This window comes from Syntrophobacter fumaroxidans MPOB (assembly GCF_000014965.1).
Lineage (GTDB): Bacteria > Desulfobacterota > Syntrophobacteria > Syntrophobacterales > Syntrophobacteraceae > Syntrophobacter > Syntrophobacter fumaroxidans.
On sequence record NC_008554.1, the window covers coordinates 2,408,615 to 2,434,889 of the forward strand.

Consider the following 26,275-nt stretch of genomic DNA (forward strand, 5'->3'; position numbering starts at 1 on the left):
GCGCCTGCATAGGTGGTTCCGGGGCTTGTCGAACGGTTGAACGGCGGAATCTACTCTTCTTCCGCTTCCTCTTCCCTGGGTTCCGTGATCAAGGAATCCGCAACCAGTTCCCACAAGTACTTGACCTCGACATCCATGAAGTCGTACTCCTTGCGGAGGCTTTTCATGATCTGGTCACGGCAGTTATGGCAGGGGGCGATCAGGAGCTTGGCGCCCGTGTCCTTGATCTGCTTGGCTTTCACCCGGCCATAAAAGATTCTTTCCTCGACGTAGGGAGCAGCCCATGCCCCGCCGCCGGCTCCGCAACAGAAGTTGTTGGCCCGGTTCGGGTACATCTCCACATAATCCTCGCAACACTGCTGAGTCACCCAGCGCCCCTCTTCGTAGTAACCGTGCCCGAACATACGCTCGCTCTTGCGGCCGTAATTGCAGGGGTCGTGGTAGGTGGTCAGGTGATGGTGGATCGATTTGTCCAGCTTGATTCGACCTTCCTCCACGTACTGCTTGAGCAGATCGAAGATGCTGAGGAACTTCACGCCTTCATTCGCATACCATTTTTGCAGACCAAGCCTGGTCGCATAATATGCGTGCCCTCATTCGGGCAAGACGAGATACTCGCACCCCAGTTCCTTGTAGTTTTTGACGATCCTCCCGACAATTTCCTTCATCGCGTTGTCATCGCCGGTGAACAGACCCCAGTTGACGCCTTCCCAGTTCTCGGAGGTCGTCGTCCAGGACTCGTTGGCGGCGTACAGGATGCGCCACCAGTACATCATGTCTTCGGGCTCGGCGAAAGGTTCCTTGGAGTTGACCGTGAACATGTACTTGGCGCCCTTCTTGTCGACGGGAACCTCGAAGCCGGGAAGCTCCTCGGCAAGCTCTTCGCCCAGGTCCTGCAGCAGGAAGAGGAAGTCCTCCTTGGGGATACCCACATTGTTGCCCGTCTTGAGGCACATCTCGACGCCCTTGTGGAGCACGCCGGGCACCTTTTCCCTTGCCCTCATGCCGCGGGCCGACCGCAACAAGGCCAGCAGGTCGATCCCCATCGGGCAGGCATGCTCGCATCGACCGCACAGCGTGCATACCCAGGGGAACCGGGAATCGATCACTTCCTGGTCCAGTCCCAGGAGGGCCAGGCGCACGCATTTCCGGACATCCAGCCCGTCCACTCCGGTGACCGGGCAACCTCCGGCGCACGTGCCGCAGGTCAGGCACAAGTCGGCGTACTGGCTGGCCAGCTTGCGCTTTTCGCGTTTCGTCAACAACAAAGGCTCCATAGTTCTCTCCCTTAAAGTGTTGTATCGCTATCACTTACCACACTGGTTCCGGCTTTTAAAGTTCTTTCACATTCCGCGCGGCGCAGGGAAAACATCCGGCGCATGACTCTTTCCCGTCGCGACCGTGTTCCATCAGTATTCGTTGGGAAGTTGGGACAATTTCTCCAGGGTAAAAACCGGCCCATCCTTACACACGTACTCGGTGCCGAGATTGCATCGGCCGCAAATGCCTATCCCGCATTTCATCCGCATCTCCAGGCTGGAGATGATGCGATCGGGGGGGAAGCCCAACTCGGTGAGGACCGGCAGCGTGAACTTGATCATGATCGGAGGTCCGCAGATGATGGCGTAGGCATTCTCGGCACTCGGAGCTTTCTGTTTGGTCACCGCCGGAACGAAACCGACGTTGTATTTCCAGTTGGGATCGTCGGTCCCGTCCACGGTGATGTGCATCTTGATATCGTCGCGCCGTTCCCAGGCCGCAAGCTCATCCTTGTAGAGCAGGAGTCCCGGAAAGCGCGCACCGTAAACCACGTTGATCTCGCCGAACCGGGGCCTGTTGGCGGGGTCCAGCATGTAGACGATGGAAGACCGGAGCGTGGTGAACGCAAAGCCGCCTCCGATGATCACCACGTTCTTCCCCTGGAGGATGTCCCAGGGATACCAGTTTCCCATGGGCCCGCGAACGCCCATGATGTCGCCCGCGTTCATGTTGTGAAGGTAGCTGGTCACCTTTCCGACCTTGTTCACTGTAAACTTGATGAAGCCTTTCTCGGTGGGAGAAGAAGCGATTCCGATGGGAATCTCACCGAGCCCGGCGACTGAGAGCTCCGCAAACTGGCCGGGCATGTAGCTGAACCTGGCTTCGTCCTCGGGGTTCAGGAAAACCAGCTTGAACGTCTTCAGATTTCGATCTTCCGTCTCCGTCACAATGGATTCGATTCGGACCGGGTAGGGCAAGTAAGGGTTGTTCACCTTGATTCCTCCATCTCATTGACGCACGACGTTATGCCGGGCACACACAACCGGCCGACATCAACCGGGCAACCTGTCGAATATCGATGTTGACCGGGCAGGCGCTCACGCAACGGCCGCAACCAACGCAGGCGACGCCCTGGTGATACTTGTCCGGATAGTACTTGAGCTTGTGCATGAACCGCTGCCGCACCCGCTGAACCTTCTGGCTCCTGGGATTGTGGCCGGAACCGTGAAAGGTGAACAGGGGGAACATGCAGGAATCCCACATCCTCAAACGATCGCCCTGCTCTCCGCACACTTCGTCCTGGATGTCGAAGCACCAGCAGGTGGGACAAAGAAAGGTGCACGTCCCGCAGTTGATGCAGGCAAACTGGACCTCTTCCCAGAAGGCGCCGTTGAAAAGCTCGAGCATATCCTGGTCAATGACCGCCTTGATGTCGAACTGCTTTCCGATGCTTTCCTCGGCGGATTTCTTCAGAGCGGCGATCGCTTCAGCGCTTCCGGTCGGCGCGGTTTCCCATTCGGAAACGGCTTCCACGGCGGCCTTGCCTTTCTCGGTGAGAACCTCGACGACGTAGCCGTCGCCCGTATCCACCAGCATCGCGTCCAGGCCGGAAGCGTCGAACGGCCCGGTTCCCACGGAAGTGCAAAAGCACGTGCTGCACGGATGGTTGCAGGCGAGCCCGATCAGCGTCGTGGCTTCGCGTCTTTTCACCCACCACGGATCCTTGATGGCGGCCGTATCGAAGTTGGCGTCATCCAGGTGAAACGCCTTGGCGTCGCAGGGCCGGATTCCGAGTATCACCCTGGGGGAGAAATCCTTGGGGGCCTCTTTGAGGATCCCTTTATCGGGGTCGCCGGCCGCCAACGAAAACTGGAACATCCGCTCGCCCTGCGGATGGAACAATCCCTTCGGCGACAGGCGCGTGTTCCTGTACGCCAAGTCCACGTCCTCGGCGTTCCGGATCTCGGCGAACTCGTGATAGCGGCCCCGGCGGACCGGTCCGAAGACCTTGTATCGGCCCAGGAGCCCTGTTATCGCTCCGGGAAGTTTGTTCTTGGAAATATAAGCTCCCGACATGAATGTGTCCCTTCCTAATCAATGTTCACTTCAGCAAAGAAGAGGGTTTCGTCGGTATCGGCCGACGCCCGCGGGCGGTTGACCGCGTCCGCGTGCCCTTCGCCGTCTCCGTTCCCCGGTTTCCGAATCATTTTATGAACGACTCGGGATCACCCGGCCGGTACGTGTCCAGCGAAGGCCGTTCATCCAGGCTCAATCCGACCTCGTAGCCGTAGAGTTCCTTGACGTCTTTCTCCAGCTTCTTGGTGAACTGGCGAACTTTGATCCCGACGGGGCAGGCCCGCTCGCACGCGCCGCAATCCGTGCAACGGCCGGCGAGATGGTAGGCTCTGAGAAAGTGAAAGGTCCGGGTATCCGTCGGGTCGGTACTCTTGCCCACCCACTGGGGCCTGGCTTCATCGACGAAGCAGGTAGGGCAGTAGCATGCCGGGCAGGCATTCCTGCAGGCATAGCAGCGAATGCAGGGGGCAATCAGGTCTTCGAAGTACTCCCAGCGTTCCTGGGCCCCCATCGCCTCGACCGCCTTCACGTCCTCATAGCGGTCGACATTTTGTTGTTCGGCCACCGGCTCTCCCAACAGCTCGTCGTAGATGACCGGGTTCCGGTGGATGCATATGGCGCAATTTTCCTGCAGAAAGGAGCCGCGTTCGAGCGTCAAGTCCAGGTCCCGCCCGGTGATGCGGATGCCGGAATCCGATTCCTCGACCAGGCTGGGTTCCCTCCCGTTGAGCTCGTCCGCGATGCGGCGCCTGTCGATCATCCCGTGACAGGGGGCGCCCAGGATGTAGAGCTGCTCGCGCCGGATCTGGTACTCCAGCAGCTGAACCACGATGCTGCGGGTATCACAACCCTTGGCGACGATGGCAATCCGATCGGTTCTCTTGGGCAGGTAGTTGGCCAGGTTTATGCCGCAATTGCCGTCCCAGTAGAGTTGATCGGCCTGGTCGGGACTTTTTGCCAGGAAGGGTTCGTTCATGAACGGAACGGTTCCCTTGCGAAAGCCGATCACGACATCCACACGCTGTTCGGACAGAAGGCGCTTTGCAGCTTCTCGGATCTTTTCGGTATATGCTTGCATTTATGCCACCTCAGCTTGCTTTTTGATAAAGTGCCTGGCCGGGCCCAACGCTCTCACATCCGCGACCACCTTCCGCGCCACGTCGGCGAACTTGGTCGCTTCAGCCGATGAAATCCATGAGAAATGCAGTCTCGCGGGCTCGATTCCGGTGTGTTCCAACAGTTGCTTCAGCAGCGCGAATTTTCGCCTGGCGTAGAGGTTTCCCTCGATGTAATGGCAGTCTCCCGGATGACACCCGGAAACCCAGACTCCGTCAGCCCCGTTCCTGAGCGCCGAGAGGATGAACTTGGGATTGATTCGACCGGAACAGGGCACGCGAATGATCCGGAAATCGGGGGGGTACTGCATCCGGCTGACGCCGGCCAGATCCGCCGCCCCGTAAGAACACCAGTTGCAGAGGAAAGCGACAATTTTCGGTTCCCAATCGGACATGTTCTGTCTCCCATCCATGCTTGGCAGGAAAGCGGGGGACCTCGACCCGCCACAAGCCTCCTGCCCGGTTGTCTCAAAAGACGTTTTCGATCATGGCATAAATCTGGGCATCATCGAAACCGCGCAGGCGGATTGCGCCGGATCGGCACGAAGCCACGCACAGACCGCACCCTTTGCAGAGCGCCGCGTTGATTTCCGCCTTGCCTGCATCGCGCCCGCTTTCAGTGAATTTCGGAGCCGAGAACGGGCAGATATTCACGCACGTCCCGCAACTGCTGCACAGCGCAGGATTGGTAAAAGCCACCGTCCCGGCGAACTGCACGGTATCGCGAGCGAGCAGCGTGGCCGACCGGGATGCGGCGGCCTGGGCCTGGGCGATGCTCTCGTCGATGGACTTCGGGTAATGAGCCAGCCCGCACATGAAGACGCCGTCCGTGGCAAAGTCCACGGGACGCAGCTTCGCATGGGCTTCAATGAAAAACCCCGACTCGTTGACCGGAACCTTGAAGAACTGGGACAGGCTTGCGGACGGGCTCGGCACAATGGCCGTCGCCAAGGTGATCAGATCCGGCGCGAGACGGATCGGCCTCTGCAGAATATGGTCGATCACCTCGAGCTGCAGCTTACCGTCCACGACATCCACCCGGGGCTTGTGTTCCAGGTCGTAGCGGATGAAGATCACTCCGGCCTTCCGGGCTTCCAGGTACAACTCCTCCCGTTCCCCGTAAGTCCTCATGTCCCTGTAGACGATATACACATCCGCGTCGGGATTGATCCGCTTGATCTCCAGAGCGCTCTCCACCGAATGAGTACAACAAACCCGGCTGCAATACGGCCGGTCGGGCTCCCTGGAACCGACACACTGGATGAACGCGGCGGTCTGCACGTTTTTCAGTGAAGGATCCTTGTCAACGAAACGCTGATCCAGCTCCAGGTGAGTCAAAATGCGCGGATCCTTTCCGTAGGCGTATTCGGACGGCCGAAACTCGCTGCCGCCGGTGGCGATCAGCGCCACTCCGTGCTCGAATACCTGCGGCTCGCCTCCGTTCTGGACCGTGGTTTTCATTTTCCCGACAAAACCTTCCATGCCGGTGACCGTGCTCGACAGCATCACGGTGATCCCGGGATGGTTCTGGACCGACTCCGCCAGCTTCTTGACGTAGGAACGGATGTTTTCCCCGCGCCACGTCTTGTAGAGCTTGAGGGCCTGGCCGCCCAGCTGCGCCGATTGCTCGACCAGGTACACGGGGTATCCCTGATCGGCCAGTTCCCTTGCGGCAGCCATACCGGCAACACCGCCCCCGATCACCAGGGCCTTGCGCGTGACCTCCAGTTCCGCTTCCTGCAGCGGTTCCAGGAGGGCGGCCTTGGAAACGGCCATGCGGACCAGGTCCATGGCCTTGGCCGTGGCCTTCGCGGGATTTCCGCTGTGTACCCAGGAATCCTGGTTGCGGATGTTGGCCATTTCGAAGAGGTACTTATTCAGCCCCGCGTTTTCGAGAGTCTCCTGGAACAGGGGCTCATGGGTGCGGGGAGTGCAGGCGGCGACGACCACCCGGTTGATGCCCTGCTCCTTGATCACCTGGGCCATCTTGACCTGGGTATCCTGGGAGCAGGTGTAGAGGTTGTCCTCGACGTAGACCACGTAGGGAAGCGACCTGGCGTATTCGCGAACTTTGGGCACATCCACCACGCCGCCGATATTGATGCCGCACTGGCACACGAATACACCCACCCGGGGACGTTCTCCCACGACGTTCGTTTCGACGGCCTTCTCCTTGACCCTGGCCAGGGACCAGCGGCGTTCGTTGAGCAGGAGGCCGGCGGCCGAAGCGGCCGCGGATGCTTCCATGACCGACTGCGGGATGTCCTTGGGGCCCTGGATGGCGCCGCACACGAAGACTCCCGGCCGGGAAGCGGCCACGGGGGCAAAGCTGTCCGTGCCGGCGAACCGGTTCTTGTTGAGGTCGATGCCGAGCGTCGAGGCGAGCCGGACGCCTTCCATGCCCACCTGGAACCCCACGGACAGAACCACCAGGTTGAAGATTTCGCTCTTCATCTCCCCTGTTTCGTTCGCATAAGTGATTTCCAGGTCTCCGTCACCGATCGGCTCCACGGAATGAATGCGGGACCGGATGAAACGCACGCCGTGCTCGTTGCGCGCCCTATCGTAGTATTCCTCGAAATCCTTGCCGTAAGTCCGCATGTCCATGAAGAAGATGGCGGCGTCGAGCCCGCTGTGCGAATGCTCCTTGGCGATCACCGCCTCCTTGATGGCATACATGCAGCAGACGCCGGAACAGTAGGAGTTGTCGCAATGATGCAGGTCACGGGACCCCACGCACTGAAGCCACGCGATCTTCTTGGGCTCTTCACGGTCGTAAGGCCGCATCAGATGGCCGCGGAACGGCCCCGACGCGCTCAGAATCCGCTCGAACTCGAGGCTCGTGATCACGTTGGGCAGGTTCGCATAGTTGTAAGTGTCGAAAATGGCGGGATCGAAAACCTCGTTCCCCGTGGCCACGATCACCGCGCCGACTTCCAGTTCCGCCCGCTTCGGCGTATCGCCGTACGTCACGGCTTCCGCAAGGCATACCTTCTGGCACAGCCCGCAGCCGATGCACACGTTCGGATCGATGGAGAAAACCAGGGGAACGGCCTGAGCGTACCTGATGTAGGTGGCCGCCCTGCGGTCCAGACCGCAGTTGTGCTCGTTGACGGCGGTCACGGGACAAACCTGGGCGCATTGACCGCAACCGGTGCACCTTGACAGATCGATGTAGCGAGGTTCGCTCTTGAGAGTCACCGTGAAATGCCCCGCTTCCCCTTCGAGTTTTTCCACTTCGGTATTCGTAATGATGTTGATGTTCAAATGCCGGCCGACCTCGACCAGTTTCGGCGAAATGACTCACATCGCGCAGTCGTTGGTCGGGAAAGTCTTGTCCAGCTGGGCCATCAGCCCGCCCACGGTGGGCGACCGATCCACAAGGTGGACGTAGTATCCGGTGTTTGCGAGGTCAAGAGCCGCTTGCATGCCGGCGATGCCGGCGCCGACCACCATGACCGATCCGATTTTCTCATTCTTGTCTGAGTTCGCCATAACCATTCCTGTCATCGCTTCCTCTGCCACTCGTTGGGTTAACGGGCGCGGCGGGCGCAACCGCCCGCGTTCCCGCCCGGATTTATGCCGCCAGCCTGATGAATTTGGGGGTGGTGCCTTCATAGCCGCAGAATTCCGCCTGCCCGGTCTTCTCGACGTCGCTCAGGCGCTGGGACACGGTGTAGACCGGCAGACCGGTCTTGCCGGAGATGTCCCGCACCGACTGCGGTCCGTCTCTGAGCACTTCCAGGATCAGGGCCTTCTGGTATTCCTCTTCCGCGGCCGTCCGGAGCAGCTCCTGGTACGTGTTCTCGTCGAGCTTTGCGTGGTAGACGTTCTCCCGTTCGGTGATCTGCCGGTCCATGCCGATCAGCCAGCGCAATCGCGGTGAATTCAGGGCTCCCTCCACGGCCGCCAGGCGAAGCTTGTTTTCCTCAGGATCGAAAGGCCCGAGGTCCTGGATGACCTTGCTCAGCTCGGTCACGAAATCGGCGAAAATCTGTCCCTCCGCGGCGCTCACCCATCGCAGCTGCATCCGGTTGCGGTCCATGCCGGAAAGCCCCAGCAGCAGCTCAACGATCTTCATCCTCTTGGCCGTATAAACATTACCTTCCAGGTAATGGCAGTCACCAAGGTGTCAGCCAAAAACAAACACCCCGTCAAAACCGCTCTTCAACCCTTCCACCACGTGGAGCGGATCCACGCGGCCCGAGCACATGGTGCGTATCACGCGGATGGTCGGCGGATACTGGAATCGGGACACACCCGCCAGGTCCGCGCCCGCATAGGCGCACCAGTTGCACAAAAAGGCCAGGATTTTCGGCTCGAACGTTTCACTCATTTCCTGTCTCCTGCTGACATTTGGATTTGAATATGGGAAATACCGGGCGCACGAATCCAGCGAGCGTGCGGCTTATCCTCTTTGACCTCCCGCCCGTATGGCGGCCACAATCTGCCGGTCGCGGAAGTGCTTCATGTCGATGGCCTTCTGGGGGCATGACGCGGAGCAGACTCCGCAGCCTTTGCAGGAAGCCGAAATCGTTTCGGCGCGGAATCCCTTTCCGATCACCTTGTGGAGCCGAATGGCGCCAAAGGGGCACAAGGCTTCACACAACCCGCAGCCGATGCATGCTTCCTGGTCGACTACGGAAACCACGGGGGCGACTTCCACGAAAGGCTTGGCCAGGACGCTCGCCGCGCGCGCGGCGGCCGCCTGAGCCTGGGCGATGGATTCTTCGATCGGTTTCGGATAATGCGCCAGACCGGCAATGAACACGCCGTCCGTGGCAAAATCCACGGGGCGCAGCTTCATGTGCGCCTCGAGGAAAAACCCGTCCTCGTTGAGGGGCACCTTGAAGAACTTGGCGAGCGTTTCCTGGCCCTTGGGGATGATGGCAGTGGCCAGGTTGAGGTAGTCCACATCGATCTGCACGGGCCTGCCGAGCACGTGGTCGCGCACGGTAATCCGCAGTTTCTCCGAGCCGGGGATCGTCTCAACCAGGGGTTTCTCGTCGACCGAATACCGGATGAAGAGCACACCCTGCTCCCGTGCCTTCCGGTAGAGTTCCTCCCGCTGCCCGTAAGTACGCAGGTCGCGATAGAGGATGAAAACGTCCAGATCGGGTTTGAGAGTCTTCAGCTCGATGGCTTCCTGAACGGAAGCCGTGCAGCAGATCTTCGAACAGTAAGGCCGCTCGGGCTCGCGAGACCCCACGCATTGAATGAAGGCCACGGCCTCCGCCCGCTCCAGTTCCCCGGGCTTCTCATCGAAGAGCTTCTGCAACTCGTGCCACCGAGTCACGCGCTCGCTTCGACCGTAGAGGTATTCCTCGGGCTTGAGAGAGTGAGCGCCCGTGGCCAGGACGGTCACGCCATGCTCCAGGTTCCGCTCGCTCCCGTCCACCTGCACGGTGGTGTTGAACTGCCCGATGAAACCCTGGACGTCCAGGATCCTGGCACCGACCAGCGCTTCGATGTTTTCGTGATTCAGAACGCGGTCGCGCATCCGGGCCACGAAGGGACCGACTTCCTCTCCGCGCCAGGTTTTCCTGACCTTCAGGGCGTGCCCGCCCAGTTCGTTCTTTTCTTCCACGAGGAACGTTTTGAATCCCTGGTCGGCCAGGTTCAGAGCCGCGCTCATCCCCGCCACGCCCCCGCCGATCACCAGGGCCGACTGATTCAGCTCCACCCGCAACTTCTCGATGGGCTCGAGCAGGGCCACCTTGGCCACGGCCATGCGAACCAGGTCTTTGGCCTTTTGCGTGGCCTTCTCGGGCTCCGCCTGGTGGACCCAGGAGTCCTGGTCGCGGATGTTGGCCAGCTCGAAGAGATAACGGTTCATGCCGGCTTCCCGGATGGTTTCCTGGAAGAGCGGTTCATGGGTGCGCGGCGTACAGGCGGCCACGACGATCCGGTTCAGTTTGTGTTCCACGATGGCATCGCGGATGAGTTTCTGCGTGTCCTGGCTGCAGGTGAACATGTTGTCCGCCACATAAGCCACGAGCGGCAGGCTCCTGGCGTAATCGCGGACCGCGGGAACGTCGACCACGCTGCCGATATTGATCCCGCAATGGCAAACGAAGACGCCGATCCGGGTTTCTTCTCCCGAGACCGGATTTTCGTCCGGATAGGTCTTTTCCTTGGTGAGCGAATTACGGGAAGCCGCAAGCAAGGCAGCCGACGCGGCGGATGCTGCGGAGGATTCCATGACCGAGTAAGGGATGTCCTTGGGTCCCGAGAACGCACCGCTGACGAAGATCCCGGGACGGGAGGTTTCCACGGGGGCAAAGTCGCTGGCCGCGGCGAAACCGTCTTCATTGAGCTCGATGCCCAGCCTGGCCGCGAGATCGCGGATGTCCCTGGAGACCTCCAGGCCGACGGACAAAACCACCATGTCGAATTCTTCGCTCCGGGCCACGCCGCCGTCGTCGACATACTCCAGCTTCAGATCGTGCGACCCGGCCCCGGCTGGCTCGATGCTGTGAATCCTGGACCTGATGAAGCGCACTCCGGTTTCCGTCTTCGCCCGATTGTAATAGCGCTCGAACTCCTTCCCGTAGGTGCGCATGTCCATGAAAAATATGGCCGTGTCCAGGTCGCCGTGGGCATGCTCCTTGGCGATGACGGCCTCCTTGATGGCATACATGCAGCAGACGCCCGAACAGTAACCGTGCGCTCCCCGATGGATATCGCGGGAGCCCACGCACTGCAGCCAGGCGATCTTTTGGGGCGCCTTCCCGTCGGACGGCCGGACCAGATGTCCTTCAAACGGGCCCGAAGCACTCAGGATACGCTCAAACTGCATGCTGGTGATCACGTTGGGGTACTTGCCGAACCCGTAAGTATCGTACACGGCGGGCTCGAAGGGCTGGAAGCCGGGAGCCAGAATGAGCGAACCGACCTTGATGACGTGGTCCCTGGCCTTCTGGGAGAAATCGACGGCGCCGGCGGGGCAGAACTTTTCGCAGGCCCGGCATTTCCCGCTCTTGAAATAGATGCAGTTGTCCTCATCGATGACATACTTGAGCGGCACGGCCTGCGGGTACTTGACGTACGCGGCCTTACGCTTTCCAAGCCCTTCGTTGAACAGGTCATCGACCTTCTTGGGGCATTTCTCGGCACAAACGCCGCAGGCGATACATTTGCTCGAATCCACGTACCGCGGCTGTTCCCTCACCGTCACGGTGAAATCGCCGGCTTCCCCTTCCACCTTTTCGACTTCCGCCTTGGTGATCAGTTGAATACTGAGATGACGACCCGCTTCGACGAGCTTGGGCGAGAGGATACACATTGAACAGTCGTTCGTCGGGAACGTCTTGTCCAGCTGGGCCATAACCCCGCCGATCGATGGGCTTTTCTCCACCAGGTAGACGTAAAAGCCGGAATCCGCGAGATCGAGGGCCGATTGCACGCCCGCAATACCGCCCCCCACCACCATCACTGCGCCGGTGACTGGCTTCAATTCATTCTTGTTCTTCATGAACTCACACTCCATAGCCGGTTACGGAAAAACACTGGGACGATTCATTCGCACAGGAAAACAAGCGTTCTATCAAGACCTCAGCATACGGAAACAAATGATTGTGACCGAAGTCACAAATCCTCTCGGCAGACGGCGACTCACGGAATCAACGGAAGGTTTGACGTGAGGACAAACGCTCGTGGTTCAAAGAACTCGGACCGGGGACACCCTGCTCTGCCCGGGAATGCACCTTCCGAAAACAGGATGCACATCGCTTTTCCGCACAATCCCCACACTCTTCGGCGAGACCGGGATCAACGGCGCACCCCGAAGAACATGATCCAAACCCGAGTGAATGAATGGTGAACGACGGACAGCGGCAAGCCGGGTCCCGTGTCTTCTATGAAACAGCATCCTGGAACGATGGGCGGACGCTCCGACATCTAAGCCAAGCTTGAACATCACCTAAAAATTCAGTATCCATATCCCCATTAAATGATTGTGTCTCTTAATCCACCGACCTTGCGAAGTCAAGGGGCATGTTGGGCAAAAATGCGGCTCGCGGCAGCAAAAATGCAACATCTTTAGATACTAGCCTTTTTCACAATCCAGCGTGGAGGAAGGGGAAAGCTCCTCGCTCCCACAGAGGTTCCGCATTCGTCCCGTCCAAGTCCGAAAAGGCTTGCCGCGACTTGCATCCGCCCCACCGCCCGGCAATCCACCCGGATACTCCCTCCGAAAACCCACGCTATTTTGTGCATGCCGGCGCCGGAGAATCGGTCTTGCACAATTTTTCGGGCCGCCTCGCGGCTCGCACGCTCGACATGTCGAATCCGTAGAGTGCCCCGTACTTGCGCACAAGGTAGGCGATGAAGTACTTGGGATTCAAATCCTCTCCGGTGACCGCTTTCAAGAGTTCCCGCGGCCTGTAACGGCTGCCGTGCAAATGCACGTTCGATCGCAGCCAGTCGATAAACGGTGCGAACTCCCCCCGTGAGAAAGACGCATCGAGATCTCCCAGTTCGTCCTCCGCCCGGGCAAACAACTGGGCTGCGTAAAGATTCCCCAGCACATAGACGGGAAAGTACCCGATGGACCCCTCGGCCCAGTGGATGTCCTGCATCAGGCCGCGGCTGTGATCGGGTACGGACAGCCCGAGATACTCCCGGGTTTTGTGCTCCCACAATTCCGGCAGATCACGCACCTCGACGGCATATCGAATGAGCGCCAGTTCCAGTTCGAAACGCAACATCACGTGAAGGTTGTAAGTCACCTCGTCGGCCTCGGTCCTTATCAGGCTGCGCCGCACATCGTTGACCATGAGGTGAAAGGATTCCAGGGAGGATTCCGCCAGGTGCGGAAAGAACCTGCAGGCCCTCGGATAGAAGAATTCCCAGAATCCCAGGGACCGGCCCACCCAGTTTTCCCAGGTGAGCGCCTGGGATTCGTGAATCCCCATGGACGCCGCGCGCCCCATGGGAGTCCCCCAGTGCCCGGAATCGAGCCCCTGGTCGTACAAACCGTGTCCCGTCTCGTGCAAGGCGCTGAAAAACGCCATGCCGAAGCAGGACGTGTCGTATCTCGTCGTTATTCGGACGTCTCCCGGACCCATGGTGGCCGTGAACGGATGCGCGGCCGGGTCCATTCGACCGCAGTTGAAGTCGTAGCCCGTCAGCCGGACCGCCTCCCTGGCGAGCGCTTCCTGAGCGGGCTCCGGGTAGTGCCGCGGGAATCTCTCCCGGTCAGGCGTCACGTTGCTGTTCTCGATGCAGTGCAGAATCCGCAGGAGCGCCTCTTTGAGCACCCCGAACAGGGGTTCGATGTTTTCCGCGGTCTCTCCCGGTTCGTAGTCGTTGAGCAATGCGTCGTAGAATTCGTTCCCGGAATCGAGCAGGCTCGCTTCGTTGCGTTTGAGCTCCACGATCCTTTTCAGATACGGCATGAATGACTTCCAGTCATTGCGCGGTCTGAAAACCTCCCAGGCCAATTCCCCCTCAGCCGCCGCCCTGGCCAGTTCCACCGCGAGCGTGCGCGGCACTTTCACCGCCCGGTCGAAGCTCCTCCTCCATTCGCGAACGTTGACGGCTTCGGGACACAGCCGATCCTCCACCAGCCGCGATTCCTCCACCCTCTCGAGCATCTCTCCGATCTTTGGATCGGTCGTCCTGGCCGACAGCAGCTCGGCAAGGGCGCCGAACTGGACCGCGCGATGGGAATGGCCTCCCGCCGGCATGCACACCCGCTGATCCCAGATCAGCAGAGAGCGCATCGATTCCAGACAGGCGATCTCCCTGCTGTGAGACAACAGCCACTCATACGCTTTCCGGGGCCTCATCCTGCCCTCCGTGAATCCCGCGGGTTCGGATTTAAACATGAAGAGCTCGGACGGATCGTGCGCGAGGTCGCCGAACCAAGCAGGGTTCGGCTTGAAAAGGAAGGTGAAGTCCAGTCGTTCCACCGGCCGGAGTCTGCGATCCACACCCTCGACCGGGCTGTTTCTTAAGAGAATTTAACACTACTATAATCGATGTTGCCAAAGACGGTTAGACAATTTTATGATAGCCTGCAAAAAGACAGAAGACTCAAGAGAGCCCGCATAATGAGCGTGAATCGATGACCGAAGACAGAAACCCGCCGGCTGAGAAGACCGATCGCATCCTTGATCTGCACAATCATATCCTGCCGGGACTCGACGACGGAGCCGACGACTGGCCGCAGAGCCTGGCCATGGCACGGCTGGCGGTGGACGACGGCGTTTCGGGCATCGTCTGCACCCCGCACTGGATTTCCGGCTTCTACGACAATACGGCGGAGATGGTTCTCGACCGCCTGGAATCCTTCAGACGCAAGCTCGCCGAAGAACGGATTCCCTTGTCGGTGTACCCGGGCTCCGAACTGCGCCTGGATGCCGACCTGGCGGGCAAGATCAAGTCCAGAGAGGTGCTCACTATCAACGATACGGGGCGATATGCGCTGATCGAGTTCCCCGACCGATTTCTGCCGGGCAACATGGACCATGTTTTCTGGCAGCTGCAATCCAATGAAATCACGCCGGTCCTGAGCCATCCCGAGAGGCATGGGCACCTGATGCGCAATGCACCGCTCATCTATCGCTGGGTGGAGATGGGAGTCCTCGTCCAGATCACGTCGGCAAGCCTTCTCGGGCGATTTGGAAGCGAGGTGCGGAGGTTTTCCGTTCTCCTCATGTCTCACAACCTCGCTCATATCCTGGCAACGGATGCGCACGGCCTCCATGTGCGCACTCCCCGGCTCTCCGATGGCCTGAGCGCCGCCGTGTCCATAGTGGGCGAGGAATCGGCGCGCCGGATGGTCGACGAGACGCCCTGGAGCATCATCCGGGGCGAGCCCGTGAGACTGCCCGACCCAGTGCCCCTGCGCAAGGCATCCGTCGATTCCCCGCTGAGAAGATTTTTTTCCCTGTTCGGCGTGCATCCTCATTAGCCGCCGGACCGTTCCCGTCTTCCCCGCCGTTTCCTTCTTCCGATGCGTCCTCCCGTAGTCGGCAGCGATGCCCGAACGCATGCACTCGCGTTAGCGGAGCCGCGGACGGCGCCACGGCGTGATGCGGGGGTTCCCCTTCCGCTCAGGAAATCACCTTCCGCAGGTAACGGAAGGCGTCGCGGGCCGCTTCCACCGCATTGTCCACATAGGTGTAGAGCTCCACCGTGACGTATCCTTCGAATGCGATGCCGCGAACGGCTTCGAGGACCGCCGGGAGATCGATGGCTCCCTCCCCCGGCATCAGGTGATGGTGTATGCGCGACGCCGCTATGTCCTCGAGGTGGAAGTGCCCGATCATGCTTTTCATTTTCGGAATGAGCGCCTGAGGGTCTTCACCGACGCAGAAGAAATGGCCTATGTCGAAATTCAATCCGAACACCTCCGGGTCGAGCAGGCGGAACAGTTCCAGGAACTGCCGGCTGTTTTCGATGAGCAGGCCCGGTTCCGGTTCGATGAGAATCCGGACCCTTTTCTTGCGGGCTCTTTCCTCGACGGCGGCAAGCCCTTCCCGAAAGAATCGGAACCCCTCTTCGCGGGTGATCCCGTCCAGCGGGCCGCCCGGTTCGGTGGAAATTGTGCGGGCACCGAGATCCCGCGCCAGATCGATGCAATTCAGAGTGTACTCCACCCGTCTCTTTCTCTCCCCGGCATCCTTTTCTATCCAGGACGGATGATAGGTATCCCCGTCGGCATGATGCATGAAGGCGTTGACGTTGGATATTTCCATGCGATGTTCGCGTAGCGCCGCCCGGATTTGCTTCCGTCCGGCGGCGCTGAGTTGCGTCGGATAGGCGTGGGGCACGTCCGCCATGATTTCGATGCCCTGGTATCCGATATCCGCCAGGATGCGGATGGTATCCTTGAGGGAATGCCTGAGGAATCCATTGGAGCTGAAGGCAAATTTCATGGGTCGACCTGTGGTTTTTCGTGAATGAGTGGTCGGAGATGGGCCAGAGACCGGGTGGCCGCTTCTTCGGGCTGGTGCGGATAGGTGTAGAGCTCCACGGTAATGAACCCGTCGTAGCGGTTGTCGTCGAGGATTCGGAACAGGGCCGCGAAATCGACTTCCCCCAGCCCTGGAATCAGGTGATAGTGCTTTCGCCGCGCGATGTCCTCGATGTGCACGTGAAAAATCCGAGCCCCCAGGGAACGGACCACGAATTCCGGCTCTTCGCCCAGAACATGGCTGTGCCCCAGGTCGAGGTTTGCGCCGAACCAGGGAGAATCCAGCGCCCGCATCAACGCCTCCAGCTCCCCGCACCGTTCCACGAGAAGCCCCGGCTCATATTCCATGCCGATTCGGACTCCATGGGCTTCTCCGCACCGAAGAACGGCTTCGAGTGAGTCCTTCAGCAGTTCGAGCGATTCCGAGGGGAGTGTCCCCGGAACCATTCGACCGGAGGTCACGCTCACGTTCGGGCATTCCAGTTCATGTGCGATTTCGACGCATCGCTTTGAATACTCGATTCGCCATTTTCTCGCATCCGGGTCCGGGTTCGCCAGCGAAGGCTCGAACAAGGGCTCCCAAAAACACCCGCCGTAATACCCCACGGCCGTGTTTGCGTTCACGTTCGCCGCGCGGATGCCGGAGCGACGGAGGACCGCCTTGAGCCCGGCAAGCTCGGGATCGAGTCGCCGGCCTGCGAACAGGTGGGGCACATCCGCCAGGACCTCGACTCCGTCGAATCCGATCGCCGCGATGCGCTCCACCGCTTCACAGACGGAAAAGCGAACGAACGCGTTGGTGCTGAAGGAAAGCCCCGGCATTCAATTCACTCCGGTCGCCGATTTCCGGGAGGGACCATCGAGGCCTTTACGGCCTGAAAACGCCCGGGCGTAGTCCAGCAGCATTTCAAATTGCTGCTGGAGACGGTATTCATCGACACCCAGCGGTTCTTTGAAGTATGAGGCAAGATGCGGCATGAGCCCCGATTCGCCGTTCCTCGCGGCAAATTCCGCGAAACGCACCAGGTCGATGACCAGGGGAGCCGCCAGGAGCGAGTCGTAGCCCTGCCAAATGAACTGCACGGTCATCTTCGTCCCCAGGAATCCCCGGAAGTGCACGAAATCCCAGGCCGTTTTCTGATCGTCCAGAGAAGGCACGTAATCGATGCGGACCCGAGAGTGCGGCGTGTACCCGAGGATTCTGGACAAGACGCCGTCCTTGGTCTTTATTTTGGACTCCCGGTTCGCGGAGTTTTCCAGAACGGCGCCGTCCATGTTCCCCAGAATATTGAACCCCTCCCAGCTCAGGACCTCGAGATTCCGGCACACGAACAACGGCGCGAGTGCCGATTTGACCAGGGTTTCGCCCGTCTTCCCGTCATTGCCCATAACGGGGACCCCTCTTGCTTCGGCCATGCGCACCAGGGCGGGTGGCAGAGCGCCGTTGGACGGAGTGAAATTCACATAGGGACATCCCTCGCGAATCGCGGCATAGGCATAGATGGTGCTCGCCCTCACGGCCTCGCTTTCGTTCCGCTCGATGCTCCGCTCGAGGGCGTCCGGCTCCAGGTGTCGTTCGTCAATGGCCAGGGGCGGTTCGGTGGACGCCAGGTTGACGACCACCACGATGTCCGCTCCGGTCTTTCGTTTGAAGCTTCGAAGCTGTTCCGCGATACGGACGATTTCCTCCCACACGGAAACCCGGGGGGAATCGACGGAGGAAGCCATGCGGCGGATCGCATCACCGCAATTGCGGACGGTGCCCACCCCGACGTGGCGATCGGTCTCGAGCAGATCCTCCTCAACCTGCTGCAGGATCCGCTGATCGAGCGCCCCGGTCTTTTCCGCAAAAGCCCACGCCTCGTCGCGCAGGCTCCCGGCACGGATGTCACATCCCCCGAACACGAGCCGGTCCACGCCCGCCAGGTCCAGGCGCCCGAACGGTTCGAGAACGCTCACCATTCCCGTCGGAGCGGCCAGGCCGCGCCGCAGGGCCGCCGCTCCCGCCACCACCATGCTGGAGATGGACCCCAACGCCCCGATCAACCAGACGCCGACTTTCCTGCTTTTCATTGGAGACTCGAATCCTTAACGCAATCCGACCCGGGTTTTCGGCTCGAATTCTTGGGCACCCCGCGCCCCACTGCAAGGGAAGCGCGGCAACAAATGCCTGGGAAGATCGGAGGGCGGAGCAATCCACCCGGCCTCGCAGAATCTTTCGCTTCGCCCGGGAGCGTTTTGCTCCAACGGCTCAACACGCTCCCGAAGTCCCTCCGGGCCTGGTCCGGCTATATCCTGCCCGTCCGGTAGTCGGTTCTGCCCAGGGGCAGCAGGGCACAGTTCGAGGGCAGTTCGCCCGTCTGCACGACGCAATCGATGGTGATACCCCCCCTGGCGTTCCACAGGCCGACCACCCGGAGAAACGCGGCATCGAGGGCATCGCTCAAACGCTTGTGAATATAGGCCGTGCAGTCCTCGTGGAAAGTCCCCAGGTTCCGGAAACTTCCCAGGAAAAGCTTGAACGACTTGCTTTCGACCAGCCGGTCCCTCGGAACGTAGTCGACGATCAGGGTGGCAAAATCAGGCTGTCCCGTAATGGGGCAGATGGTCGTCAATTCCGGAGCGGTGAGGCGGACCGTGTAGTTTGTTCCCGGATGCGGATTGGCGAACGTCTCGATAACGGCCTCATCCGGATTGGCGGGCACGCCGGCCTGCCGTCCCAGTTGAGTCAGTGATGAATAGCCATCGATGGGCATTGGATCTCCTTAGAACGGGAATTGCTTTCAGGGTTGCCGCGGGATGAAACGCGCTCAATCCCGAACGTAGCGCGTCGGGTCCGGTATTCCTGCTTCCATGAATCCTTTCTTTCTGAGAATGCAACTGTCGCAGTGTCCGCAGGCCAGTCCCCGGGCGTCGGGATCGTAGCAGGAATGGGTCAGGCTGTAGTCGAGGCCGAGCTCAAGACCGCGCTTGATGATCTCCCCCTTGGTCAGACGAATGAGCGGGGTATGGACCTTGATGCGCATTCTGCCTTCCACGGTTTCCCGGATCGCCAGGTTGGCCATCCTTTCAAAGGCGGCAATGTATTCCGGGCGGCAGTCGGGGTACCCCGAATAGTCGAGCGCGTTGACGCCGATGAATATGTCCGCGGCGCCGAGCACCTCCGCCCACGCCAGCGCAAAGGACAGAAAGATGGTATTCCGGGCCGGCACATAGGTTGCCGGAATACGGTCCGACATCTTTTCGACGGGAACGTCTTTGGGAACTTCCTCATGGCCGGTCAGAGCGGACCCTCCAATCCGATCCAGCGGCAGCTCCAGCACGAGGTGTTCCCTTGCCCCCAGGGCGGGTGCCGAACGCCGGGCGGCCTCCACCTCCACCCCGTGCCTCTGGTGGTAGAAGAAGCTCAACGCGTAAGCCTCGAATCCCTCCGCCTTGGCAACGGCAAGGCAGGTGGTGGAGTCGATGCCCCCTGAAAAGAGCACCACGGCTTTGCGACGATGTTCCTGTCCCAAGAAAGATCCCCTCACTCCAATGGTTCCCGGCGGTGGTCCGCTTGTCAGACTCCTCGTGTATCCGGCTCCCAGATGATCTTGTGGAGCTGTAACCCGAGCCGGACTCGCAGACGATCGGCAAGGATCCACTCAGCCAGTTCCCTCGGCTCCAATTTGCCGAAAACGGGAGAAAAACAAACCGTGCTGCCGGTTCCGGCCCGTTCCGCTGCCAACCGCTCGATCTCCCTGGCAAATTCGTAATCCTCCCGCGTTCCGATGACGCACTTGATCTCGTCACGCGATCCCAGGCGCTCCAGGTTCTCCATATCATTGGCGTCCGACTCGCCGCTCGACGGACACTTGAAATCAACGATCTTCACGCAGCGGCGGTCCACCACGGAGATGTCCATGCTGCCGTTGGTCTCGACCAGCACCGTGTGGCCCAGGTCGAGCAGTTCTGCGACAAGCTCCGGAGTTTCCGGTTGGAGAAGAGGCTCCCCCCCCGTGATTTCCACCAGCGGGCAGTCGAACCGACGCACCCGGCCGATGATCTCCCGCAGGGTGACGAAGTCTCCTTCATCGTAGGCGTACCGGGTGTCGCAATAGGAGCAGCGCAGGTTGCACCCGGTCAATCGCACGAACACGCAGGGCCATCCCGCATACCCGGATTCCCCCTGGATGCTGTGGAAGATCTCGTTCACCCGCAGCGCCACTCATTCCTCCCGATACGTCACTCCCGCGTCGGGGGTCTCGCAGACCTTCACTTTGACCACCTTGATCGCGGGGGCATCGAGTTTCCCGGACAATTCCCGGTATACATATCGGGCCAGGTTCTCGGAGGTTGGATTCCGATCCTTGAAGGCAGCCAGATCGTTGAGATTGCAGTGGTCCATTTCGACCATGATCTGCTTCAGGGCTTTGTCGATGTCGTAGAAATCGATTCCGATGCCGATTTCGTCCAACTCCCGGCACTCCACGTACACTTCCACCGTCCAGTTGTGACCGTGAAGCCGCGCACAGTCTCCCGGGTAATCGCGGAGAAGATGGGCCGCCGAAAAACCCGATCGGAAAAAGACTTCATAAACCCCCGGCATGGTTCTCCCCGAATACGCCTCGAATGGTCCACAGCCTGCATCACGCCCGCGAGAGAAGGTTCAACCTCGAACAGCCTCACCGCGTCGCGAGGCCCGCACGCCGAGGCCATTGAACCCATACGGCCCCCCACGCCCCGGACCGTGCCGACGTTGCCGGTCAGGCATTCCGCGCGGCTGCCCGCCACATCGCGCGAGGAGTCGTCTTCCGCATTTCTTCACGCCTTTGCTCAAGCTTTCATACTTTAACGCAAAATTTCTTCACCGGGCAATCAAATTAGTCACTCGGGCAACACCGGACGGTCACGGAGAATCGAGGCTCCCGCCCGGCTCGAAACTCCGGGCATCGCAGCCTTCTCGCGACCGTGCCGCACGGTTTCCGGCGAGCTCAACGGCCGCCCCGCACCCGACTTTGCTTGCACCCCCCCCGCAACCGGAGTAAAAGGGATGGGAAATCCGAATGATCGCCGTCCGCGCCTCACGCGCGGTTGCGCCCGGAGTGTTGGAAGGTCGGCCGGGCGCGGCATTGAACTGAAGATGGAAAGACAATCCCAGCACAGGAGGAAACGATGCACCGCCGGAACCTCGATCCCGCCCGGTTTTGCGTCCTGGGCCTTCTTTTCGCCTTGCTTTCCGGTTATCAGCCGGGTTGGGCCTCCGACTCGGCGCCTCTCGCACAACCCCAAAACAGGTATATGGCGACCGCTGCAAGTGGCGGAGAATTCGGGCTGCTCCGGGAGGAACTCACCCGGTCCGGCGCGACCATCATCCGGGAGATGCCGGGAATTCTGACGTTCGCGGTTTCGATTCCGCCGCACAGGAGGGACCTCGCCAGGCCCGGAGCAATCAGCCACGCCGCGGGGATCGCCAGGGACGGATTGCGGGCGCTCGTTCGGCCCGCAATGAAGCGGGAACTGCTCAATTCCGACGGGTCGCGCAAATCCTATGAAGTGAAAGTGTCCCGGGATTTGTGCAGCGAGGTGATCCCCGATCCCGCGTTCAAATTGGCGGGCCTCATGTGGAACGTGCACAGGGTTCGTGCCCCGGCCGCATGGAAGACCACTCTCGGATCGTCCAGCGTGCTGGTTGGAGTCGCCGACACCGGTCTGGACTTCACCCACACGGAGCTCGCATCCCAGGTCGTGCACGTGAAGGACCTCACCGCCGATGAAGATTCCCCGATCTGCGAAAGCTATTTCGGCCAGTCCGATCTGGACAACGCCCGAATCTACGGCGGACCCGCGAGAACCGATTGGCACGGGCACGGGACCTGGATCGGCGGCAATATTGCCGCGATGCTCGACGGCGCCGGGATCAACGGCATAGCCCCTGAAGTCGGGCTGGTCTCGCTCAAAATTGCGCAGTGGTGCGGCTACGCCTACGATTCGACCATCATCGCGTCATTCCTTTACGCCGCGGACAAGGGCATAGACATCGTGAGCATTTCGTTCGGCGGGTACGTCGACCGTAGCGATCCCGAGCAGGACCAGACTTACCGTCGGTATGCCGCGGCGGTTTCCTACGCTCTCAAGAAAGGCACCGTGATCGTCGCGGCGGCCGGCAATGAACACGTGCGGATCGGCTCCGGGGGCGAGGTCCTCAGCCACGGGAGTATGACCACGCCCGGCGGCTACCTGGAGGATCTGCACGGTCAGTGGGCGGTCCCCGGAGGAATCCCCGGAGTGGTGATGGTTTCCGCGACCGGCAACGTTGTCGAGGCCGCATCGCCCGCCTGTCCCGGCGACAGCGCGGAATCGTTCAATGCGACATGCAAGCCCGAGTCCGACCGCCATCAACCTTTCGGAGCCGGTAAGCTGAATCAGCTCGCCTACTACAGCAACTACGGACCCAGGATCGATGTGGCGGCCCCGGGGGGGGCCCGCAAATTCAATCTCCCCGCAGCGGACGGGGGCGGCACCCCGGGCTGGCCGGTCACAAGAGACAAGCCGTTTCGTGCCTGGGAAACCTTCAGCACCACTTCGAACTGGGGCCTCGTGGTACCCTGTTACAGGATCACCGCCAAAGGGTTTCCAAACCCTTCCGAATGCTATACGGTCATGCAGGGGACATCCATGGCAACACCGCATGTGTCGGCGGCCCTGGCCCTGCTCGCCGGAGCCTACCCCTGGCTGCGCCACAATCCTCAACTCCTGGTCTTTTTTCTTAAGGAAGGCGCGCGGAAAATCGACGAAAACACCACTCCGCCCTTGAGTGCAAGGGACAAATCGCGCGGCGACCTCACCGGGCTCCCATGCAGCAGCGGCTATTGCCATCTGGGGGGAAAACCCATCTCGTATCGGGAAGCATTCGGAGCCGGCATGGTGAACGCTCGCTCATTCCTGTTTCCGAAGAACTGACGGCGGAATCCGTCAAGCGCTTTCGGCCGCGAGACCGCTCCGGGAGAGTCGGAGGCGGGAGGCTCGAGCCGCTTCCTTGATTCGATGATGAGAGTGTTCAAGCTTGACAGCGGGGGTGCGCCTGTAGTATTTACTGATCGATAAATAAACACCATTGCAGGGAGCCGCCCATGAAAGTCCGTACACGCGATTCCGGAGGCACACGTCGAGCGATTCTGGACGCGGCACAACGCCTTTTTGCCCGAAACGGTTTTTCGGGCACCTCCATGAGGGAGATTGCGAAAGCCTCCGGAGTCTCCCAGCCTCTCATCCATCACTACTTCGGCAGCAAGGAGGGGCTCTACCGCGCGATCAAACAGAGACTCATGGAGCAGGCTCGCGATGCGATGCCCCTGAATGAGGATACTCCGAGAGACATCTCCTTCATCGGCGAGTTCATCCGTAGCGCATTCCTGTTCCTACGGAAAAACGACGACTTGCTCAGACTTTCGGTATGGTCCAACCTGGAAGGCGAAAGCAGCCTGTGGCCGGAGGCGGAAGTGCTGGTGCACAGGATGTTCGTTCAAATCCTCAACCTGCAAACCGGCGGCTTTATCCGTCGGGAGCTCGACCCGCTTCTTCTCCTCCTCATGGCCGAGGCGCTGACCCTGTATTGGTGCCAGAACCGCTCCTACTACTTGAGCCTTTTCAACGAAGAAGCGGAAGAAGTTGACGATCGTTACCTTAACCAGGTGCTCGATGTGATGCTTCACGGGATCAAACCACGCAGCAAAGACGAGGCTCCGTCGCGTTTATGAGAAGACTCGATACGTTTCCCCCTGAAATACCAACGGGTTCCCGCGACAAACCACCGTCCGGGGAAGAACATTCCTGTTCGACCCCAGCGGAGCCGTTGAGGTCACGGCTGGACGAGGGAATTCTCCGCGCGGTCGACTGGCTGGTTTGCGATCAGCATCCCGATGGATTCTGGGCGGGAATGCTTCAGTCCAATTCCTGCATGGAAGCGGAGTGGGTGCTCGCCATGCATTTTCTGGGCATCGACGATGACCCGAAATACGACGGGGTAATTCGCGCGATACTTGGCGAGCAGCGGGCGGACGGTTCGTGGGGTGTTTTCCATAAAGCGCCCAACGGCGACATCAACACGACGGTTGAGTGTTACGCAGCGCTCCGCGCTTCCGGGCTGGCCCCCGAGAGCGCCCCCCTGAGCAGTGCCAGGGAATGGATTCTTGCCGGCGGGGGGCTCGCGAACATCCGTAATTTCACCAAGTACTGGCTGGCCCTGATTGGGGAATGGCCCTGGGAAGGCACGCCGACCATTCCTCCCGAGCTGATCTTTTTCCCTCCCCGGATGCCGTTGAACATCTATCATTTCGCTTCCTGGGCGCGCAGCACCATCGTTCCGCTGTCGATCCTCTCCGCCCGGCGCCCGGTGAGGCCGCTGCCCGAGGACCGCAGGCTCGACGAATTGTTCCCCCAGGGGCGCTCCGCATTCGACTTCAGATTGCCGCGAAAGGACGGCTGGCTTTCATGGGAAGGCTTCTTTCACGTGTGCGATCGCATTTTGCGCCTTTATGCGCGCACGCGCCGTGCTCCGTTTCGGGAAACCGCCATCCGGGTATGCCTGGAATGGATCATCCGACGCCAGGAAACCGACGGGGCATGGTCGGGCATTCAGCCCCCGTGGATCTACGCCCTGCTGGCGTTGCACGCCGAGGGCTACGGACTCGATCACCCGATCCTGAGGGCGGGCCTGCGCGCTTTCGATTCTCACTGGTCCTATGAGCGCGACGGAGGCATCTACCTCCAGGCCAGTGAATCTCCCGTATGGGACACGGTATTGTCGCTCCGCGCCCTGGCCGACTGCGGCGAGGAACGGAAAGCGTCCGTTTCGATCGCTTCCGCTCTGGAGTGGCTGCTGAACAGGCAGATCAGCGTGCCTGGCGACTGGGCTGTCCGTGTCCCCAGTGTTCCCTGCGGCGGTTGGGCTTTCCAGCGCGCCAACAGCTTCTATCCGGATGTGGACGACACGGCGGTGGCGATCGAAGTGCTCGCAAGGCTGAGGCCGTTCACGGCGAACCAGTCGGCCGTCGACCGGGCGATCCGTAGCGCCAGGGACTGGGTTCTCGCCATGCAGTGCTCTAACGGGGGATGGGCGGCCTTCGACCGGGACAATGATTTCAAGCTGGTGACCAAGATTCCCTTCTGCGACTTCGGAGAGTTGCTGGATCCGCCGAGTGTCGATGTGACCGCGCATGTCATCGAGGCTTTGGCCGCGCTGGGCTGGGACATGACATCGAGGGAAATCGAGGCGGCCGTGAGTTTCATTCGACGGGAGCAGGAAGCTGAAGGAAGCTGGTTCGGAAGATGGGGTGTGAACCACATTTACGGAACGGCGACGGTATTGCCGGCCCTGCGGGCCATCGGCGAAGACATGTCGTCGGCCTATGTGCTCCGGGCGGCCGACTGGCTGGCGTCCCGCCAGAACGCCGACGGCGGATGGGGAGAGACGCCGGCTTCCTACATGGACGACTCCCTGCGCGGCGTCGGGGAAAGCACGGCATCCCAGACGGCCTGGGCGATCATGGGCCTGGTGGCGGTGGGCAGCGGCGCCCACGACGATACCGTCCGGCGCGGAATCGATTTTCTGCTGTTCGCCCAACATGGCGGTACGTGGGAAGAACCGCAATACACCGGAACCGGATTCCCCGGGTACAGTGTGGGAGAACGGATACGCCTCCGGGACATGGGCGCCTCACTGAAGCAGGGCACCGAGCTCCAGCGCGCGTTCATGATCAACTACAACCTGTATCGACATTATTTCCCGCTGATGGCCCTCGGCCGCGCCAGGTACCACCTGCAGCTGCGGCGGTCCGCCAGGGAGGGCGGGAATGGCGAGACCACCCCGAACGGTTCTGCATTGTGACCGGCCAGTCGCAACGGCGCACCGAAGTTCCGA

The 26,275-nt window shown here is 60.5% G+C and carries 20 protein-coding genes; 4 read left to right on the forward strand and 16 right to left on the reverse strand.

The window, feature by feature from the left end; genetic code table 11:
* Nucleotides 1-50: 50 nt before the first annotated feature.
* From SFUM_RS23940 to SFUM_RS10240, 9 genes are all read right to left on the reverse strand, one after another.
* Entirely contained in the window at nucleotides 51-1,277 is a 1,227-nt protein-coding gene (locus SFUM_RS23940) for a (Fe-S)-binding protein (protein WP_083764016.1), read from the reverse strand.
* 132 nt (nucleotides 1,278-1,409) lie between these two features.
* Nucleotides 1,410-2,252, reverse strand: a complete 843-nt coding sequence (locus tag SFUM_RS10200) for an FAD/NAD(P)-binding protein (protein WP_011698824.1) — start codon at nucleotides 2,250-2,252, stop codon at nucleotides 1,410-1,412.
* 31 nt (nucleotides 2,253-2,283) lie between these two features.
* Nucleotides 2,284-3,336: a 4Fe-4S dicluster domain-containing protein gene (locus SFUM_RS10205; protein ID WP_011698825.1), complete on the reverse strand. Its 1,053-nt coding sequence runs from the start codon at nucleotides 3,334-3,336 to the stop codon at nucleotides 2,284-2,286.
* A 127-nt stretch (nucleotides 3,337-3,463) separates the two neighbouring features.
* Complete coding sequence (locus SFUM_RS10210; RefSeq protein WP_011698826.1) at nucleotides 3,464-4,414, reverse strand: 4Fe-4S dicluster domain-containing protein; 951 nt, start codon at nucleotides 4,412-4,414, stop codon at nucleotides 3,464-3,466.
* Nucleotides 4,415-4,846: a hydrogenase iron-sulfur subunit gene (locus SFUM_RS10215; protein WP_011698827.1), complete on the reverse strand. Its 432-nt coding sequence runs from the start codon at nucleotides 4,844-4,846 to the stop codon at nucleotides 4,415-4,417. It lies immediately after the preceding gene.
* Nucleotides 4,847-4,919: 73 nt separating this feature from the next.
* On the reverse strand, nucleotides 4,920-7,961 hold the full coding sequence (locus SFUM_RS10220; RefSeq protein WP_279614599.1) for an FAD-dependent oxidoreductase: 3,042 nt from the start codon (nucleotides 7,959-7,961) through the stop codon (nucleotides 4,920-4,922).
* A 67-nt stretch (nucleotides 7,962-8,028) separates the two neighbouring features.
* Nucleotides 8,029-8,787 (reverse strand): hydrogenase iron-sulfur subunit, encoded by a 759-nt coding sequence (locus SFUM_RS24195; RefSeq protein WP_150109477.1) that lies wholly within the window; start codon nucleotides 8,785-8,787, stop codon nucleotides 8,029-8,031.
* Between the two features lie 72 nt (nucleotides 8,788-8,859).
* A complete protein-coding gene (locus tag SFUM_RS10235) occupies nucleotides 8,860-11,925 on the reverse strand; it encodes a CoB--CoM heterodisulfide reductase iron-sulfur subunit A family protein (protein WP_011698830.1) in 3,066 nt (1,021 codons plus the stop codon).
* Nucleotides 11,926-12,655: 730 nt separating this feature from the next.
* Complete coding sequence (locus tag SFUM_RS10240; protein WP_011698831.1) at nucleotides 12,656-14,242, reverse strand: carboxypeptidase M32; 1,587 nt, start codon at nucleotides 14,240-14,242, stop codon at nucleotides 12,656-12,658.
* 278 nt (nucleotides 14,243-14,520) lie between these two features.
* Between SFUM_RS10240 and SFUM_RS10245 the strand changes: the two genes are divergently transcribed.
* The gene (locus SFUM_RS10245) at nucleotides 14,521-15,369 is read left to right on the forward strand and encodes a tyrosine-protein phosphatase (protein ID WP_011698832.1); all 849 of its coding nucleotides are present in this window, start codon (nucleotides 14,521-14,523) and stop codon (nucleotides 15,367-15,369) included.
* A gap of 142 nt (nucleotides 15,370-15,511) precedes the next feature.
* Here the strand turns inward: SFUM_RS10245 and SFUM_RS10250 are convergent, their stop codons facing one another.
* The 7 genes from SFUM_RS10250 to queD form a co-directional block, all read right to left on the reverse strand.
* A complete protein-coding gene (locus SFUM_RS10250) occupies nucleotides 15,512-16,336 on the reverse strand; it encodes a sugar phosphate isomerase/epimerase family protein (protein WP_011698833.1) in 825 nt (274 codons plus the stop codon).
* Nucleotides 16,333-17,196 (reverse strand): sugar phosphate isomerase/epimerase family protein, encoded by an 864-nt coding sequence (locus SFUM_RS10255; RefSeq protein ID WP_011698834.1) that lies wholly within the window; start codon nucleotides 17,194-17,196, stop codon nucleotides 16,333-16,335. The genes SFUM_RS10250 and SFUM_RS10255 overlap by 4 nt, the downstream gene beginning before the upstream one ends.
* A complete protein-coding gene (locus tag SFUM_RS10260) occupies nucleotides 17,197-18,447 on the reverse strand; it encodes an inositol-3-phosphate synthase (RefSeq protein ID WP_011698835.1) in 1,251 nt (416 codons plus the stop codon).
* Nucleotides 18,448-18,662: 215 nt separating this feature from the next.
* Complete coding sequence (queF, locus tag SFUM_RS10265) at nucleotides 18,663-19,130, reverse strand: preQ(1) synthase (protein ID WP_011698836.1); 468 nt, start codon at nucleotides 19,128-19,130, stop codon at nucleotides 18,663-18,665.
* A gap of 54 nt (nucleotides 19,131-19,184) precedes the next feature.
* Nucleotides 19,185-19,889: a 7-cyano-7-deazaguanine synthase QueC gene (gene queC, locus SFUM_RS10270; RefSeq protein WP_011698837.1), complete on the reverse strand. Its 705-nt coding sequence runs from the start codon at nucleotides 19,887-19,889 to the stop codon at nucleotides 19,185-19,187.
* A 44-nt stretch (nucleotides 19,890-19,933) separates the two neighbouring features.
* The gene (locus SFUM_RS23530) at nucleotides 19,934-20,581 is read right to left on the reverse strand and encodes a radical SAM protein (RefSeq protein ID WP_011698838.1); all 648 of its coding nucleotides are present in this window, start codon (nucleotides 20,579-20,581) and stop codon (nucleotides 19,934-19,936) included.
* Nucleotides 20,582-20,962: a 6-carboxytetrahydropterin synthase QueD gene (gene queD, locus SFUM_RS23535; RefSeq protein ID WP_011698839.1), complete on the reverse strand. Its 381-nt coding sequence runs from the start codon at nucleotides 20,960-20,962 to the stop codon at nucleotides 20,582-20,584.
* Between the two features lie 566 nt (nucleotides 20,963-21,528).
* Between queD and SFUM_RS10290 the strand changes: the two genes are divergently transcribed.
* From SFUM_RS10290 to shc, 3 genes are all read left to right on the forward strand, one after another.
* The gene (locus SFUM_RS10290) at nucleotides 21,529-23,316 is read left to right on the forward strand and encodes a S8 family peptidase (RefSeq protein ID WP_011698840.1); all 1,788 of its coding nucleotides are present in this window, start codon (nucleotides 21,529-21,531) and stop codon (nucleotides 23,314-23,316) included.
* Between the two features lie 170 nt (nucleotides 23,317-23,486).
* Complete coding sequence (locus SFUM_RS21725) at nucleotides 23,487-24,113, forward strand: TetR/AcrR family transcriptional regulator (RefSeq protein WP_011698841.1); 627 nt, start codon at nucleotides 23,487-23,489, stop codon at nucleotides 24,111-24,113.
* Nucleotides 24,110-26,242 (forward strand): squalene--hopene cyclase, encoded by a 2,133-nt coding sequence (gene shc / locus SFUM_RS10300; protein ID WP_011698842.1) that lies wholly within the window; start codon nucleotides 24,110-24,112, stop codon nucleotides 26,240-26,242. The genes SFUM_RS21725 and shc overlap by 4 nt, the downstream gene beginning before the upstream one ends.
* Nucleotides 26,243-26,275 lie beyond the last annotated feature (33 nt).

What these genes read in the sequence shown, in the direction of transcription:
- SFUM_RS10205 (WP_011698825.1), bottom strand. Translation starts at nt 3,336, where the DNA reads ATGTCGGGAGCTTATATTTCCAAGAACAAACTTCCCGGAGCGATAACA.
- SFUM_RS10210 (WP_011698826.1), bottom strand. Translation starts at nt 4,414, where the DNA reads ATGCAAGCATATACCGAAAAGATCCGAGAAGCTGCAAAGCGCCTTCTG.
- SFUM_RS10215 (WP_011698827.1), bottom strand. Translation starts at nt 4,846, where the DNA reads ATGTCCGATTGGGAACCGAAAATTGTCGCTTTCCTCTGCAACTGGTGT.
- SFUM_RS10235 (WP_011698830.1), bottom strand. Translation starts at nt 11,925, where the DNA reads ATGAAGAACAAGAATGAATTGAAGCCAGTCACCGGCGCAGTGATGGTG.
- SFUM_RS10240 (WP_011698831.1), bottom strand. Translation starts at nt 14,242, where the DNA reads ATGAGGCCCCGGAAAGCGTATGAGTGGCTGTTGTCTCACAGCAGGGAG.
- SFUM_RS10245 (WP_011698832.1), top strand. Translation starts at nt 14,521, where the DNA reads ATGACCGAAGACAGAAACCCGCCGGCTGAGAAGACCGATCGCATCCTT.
- SFUM_RS10250 (WP_011698833.1), bottom strand. Translation starts at nt 16,336, where the DNA reads ATGAAATTTGCCTTCAGCTCCAATGGATTCCTCAGGCATTCCCTCAAG.
- SFUM_RS10255 (WP_011698834.1), bottom strand. Translation starts at nt 17,196, where the DNA reads ATGCCGGGGCTTTCCTTCAGCACCAACGCGTTCGTTCGCTTTTCCGTC.
- SFUM_RS10260 (WP_011698835.1), bottom strand. Translation starts at nt 18,447, where the DNA reads ATGAAAAGCAGGAAAGTCGGCGTCTGGTTGATCGGGGCGTTGGGGTCC.
- queF (WP_011698836.1), bottom strand. Translation starts at nt 19,130, where the DNA reads ATGCCCATCGATGGCTATTCATCACTGACTCAACTGGGACGGCAGGCC.
- queD (WP_011698839.1), bottom strand. Translation starts at nt 20,962, where the DNA reads ATGCCGGGGGTTTATGAAGTCTTTTTCCGATCGGGTTTTTCGGCGGCC.
- SFUM_RS10290 (WP_011698840.1), top strand. Translation starts at nt 21,529, where the DNA reads ATGCACCGCCGGAACCTCGATCCCGCCCGGTTTTGCGTCCTGGGCCTT.
- SFUM_RS21725 (WP_011698841.1), top strand. Translation starts at nt 23,487, where the DNA reads ATGAAAGTCCGTACACGCGATTCCGGAGGCACACGTCGAGCGATTCTG.
- shc (WP_011698842.1), top strand. Translation starts at nt 24,110, where the DNA reads ATGAGAAGACTCGATACGTTTCCCCCTGAAATACCAACGGGTTCCCGC.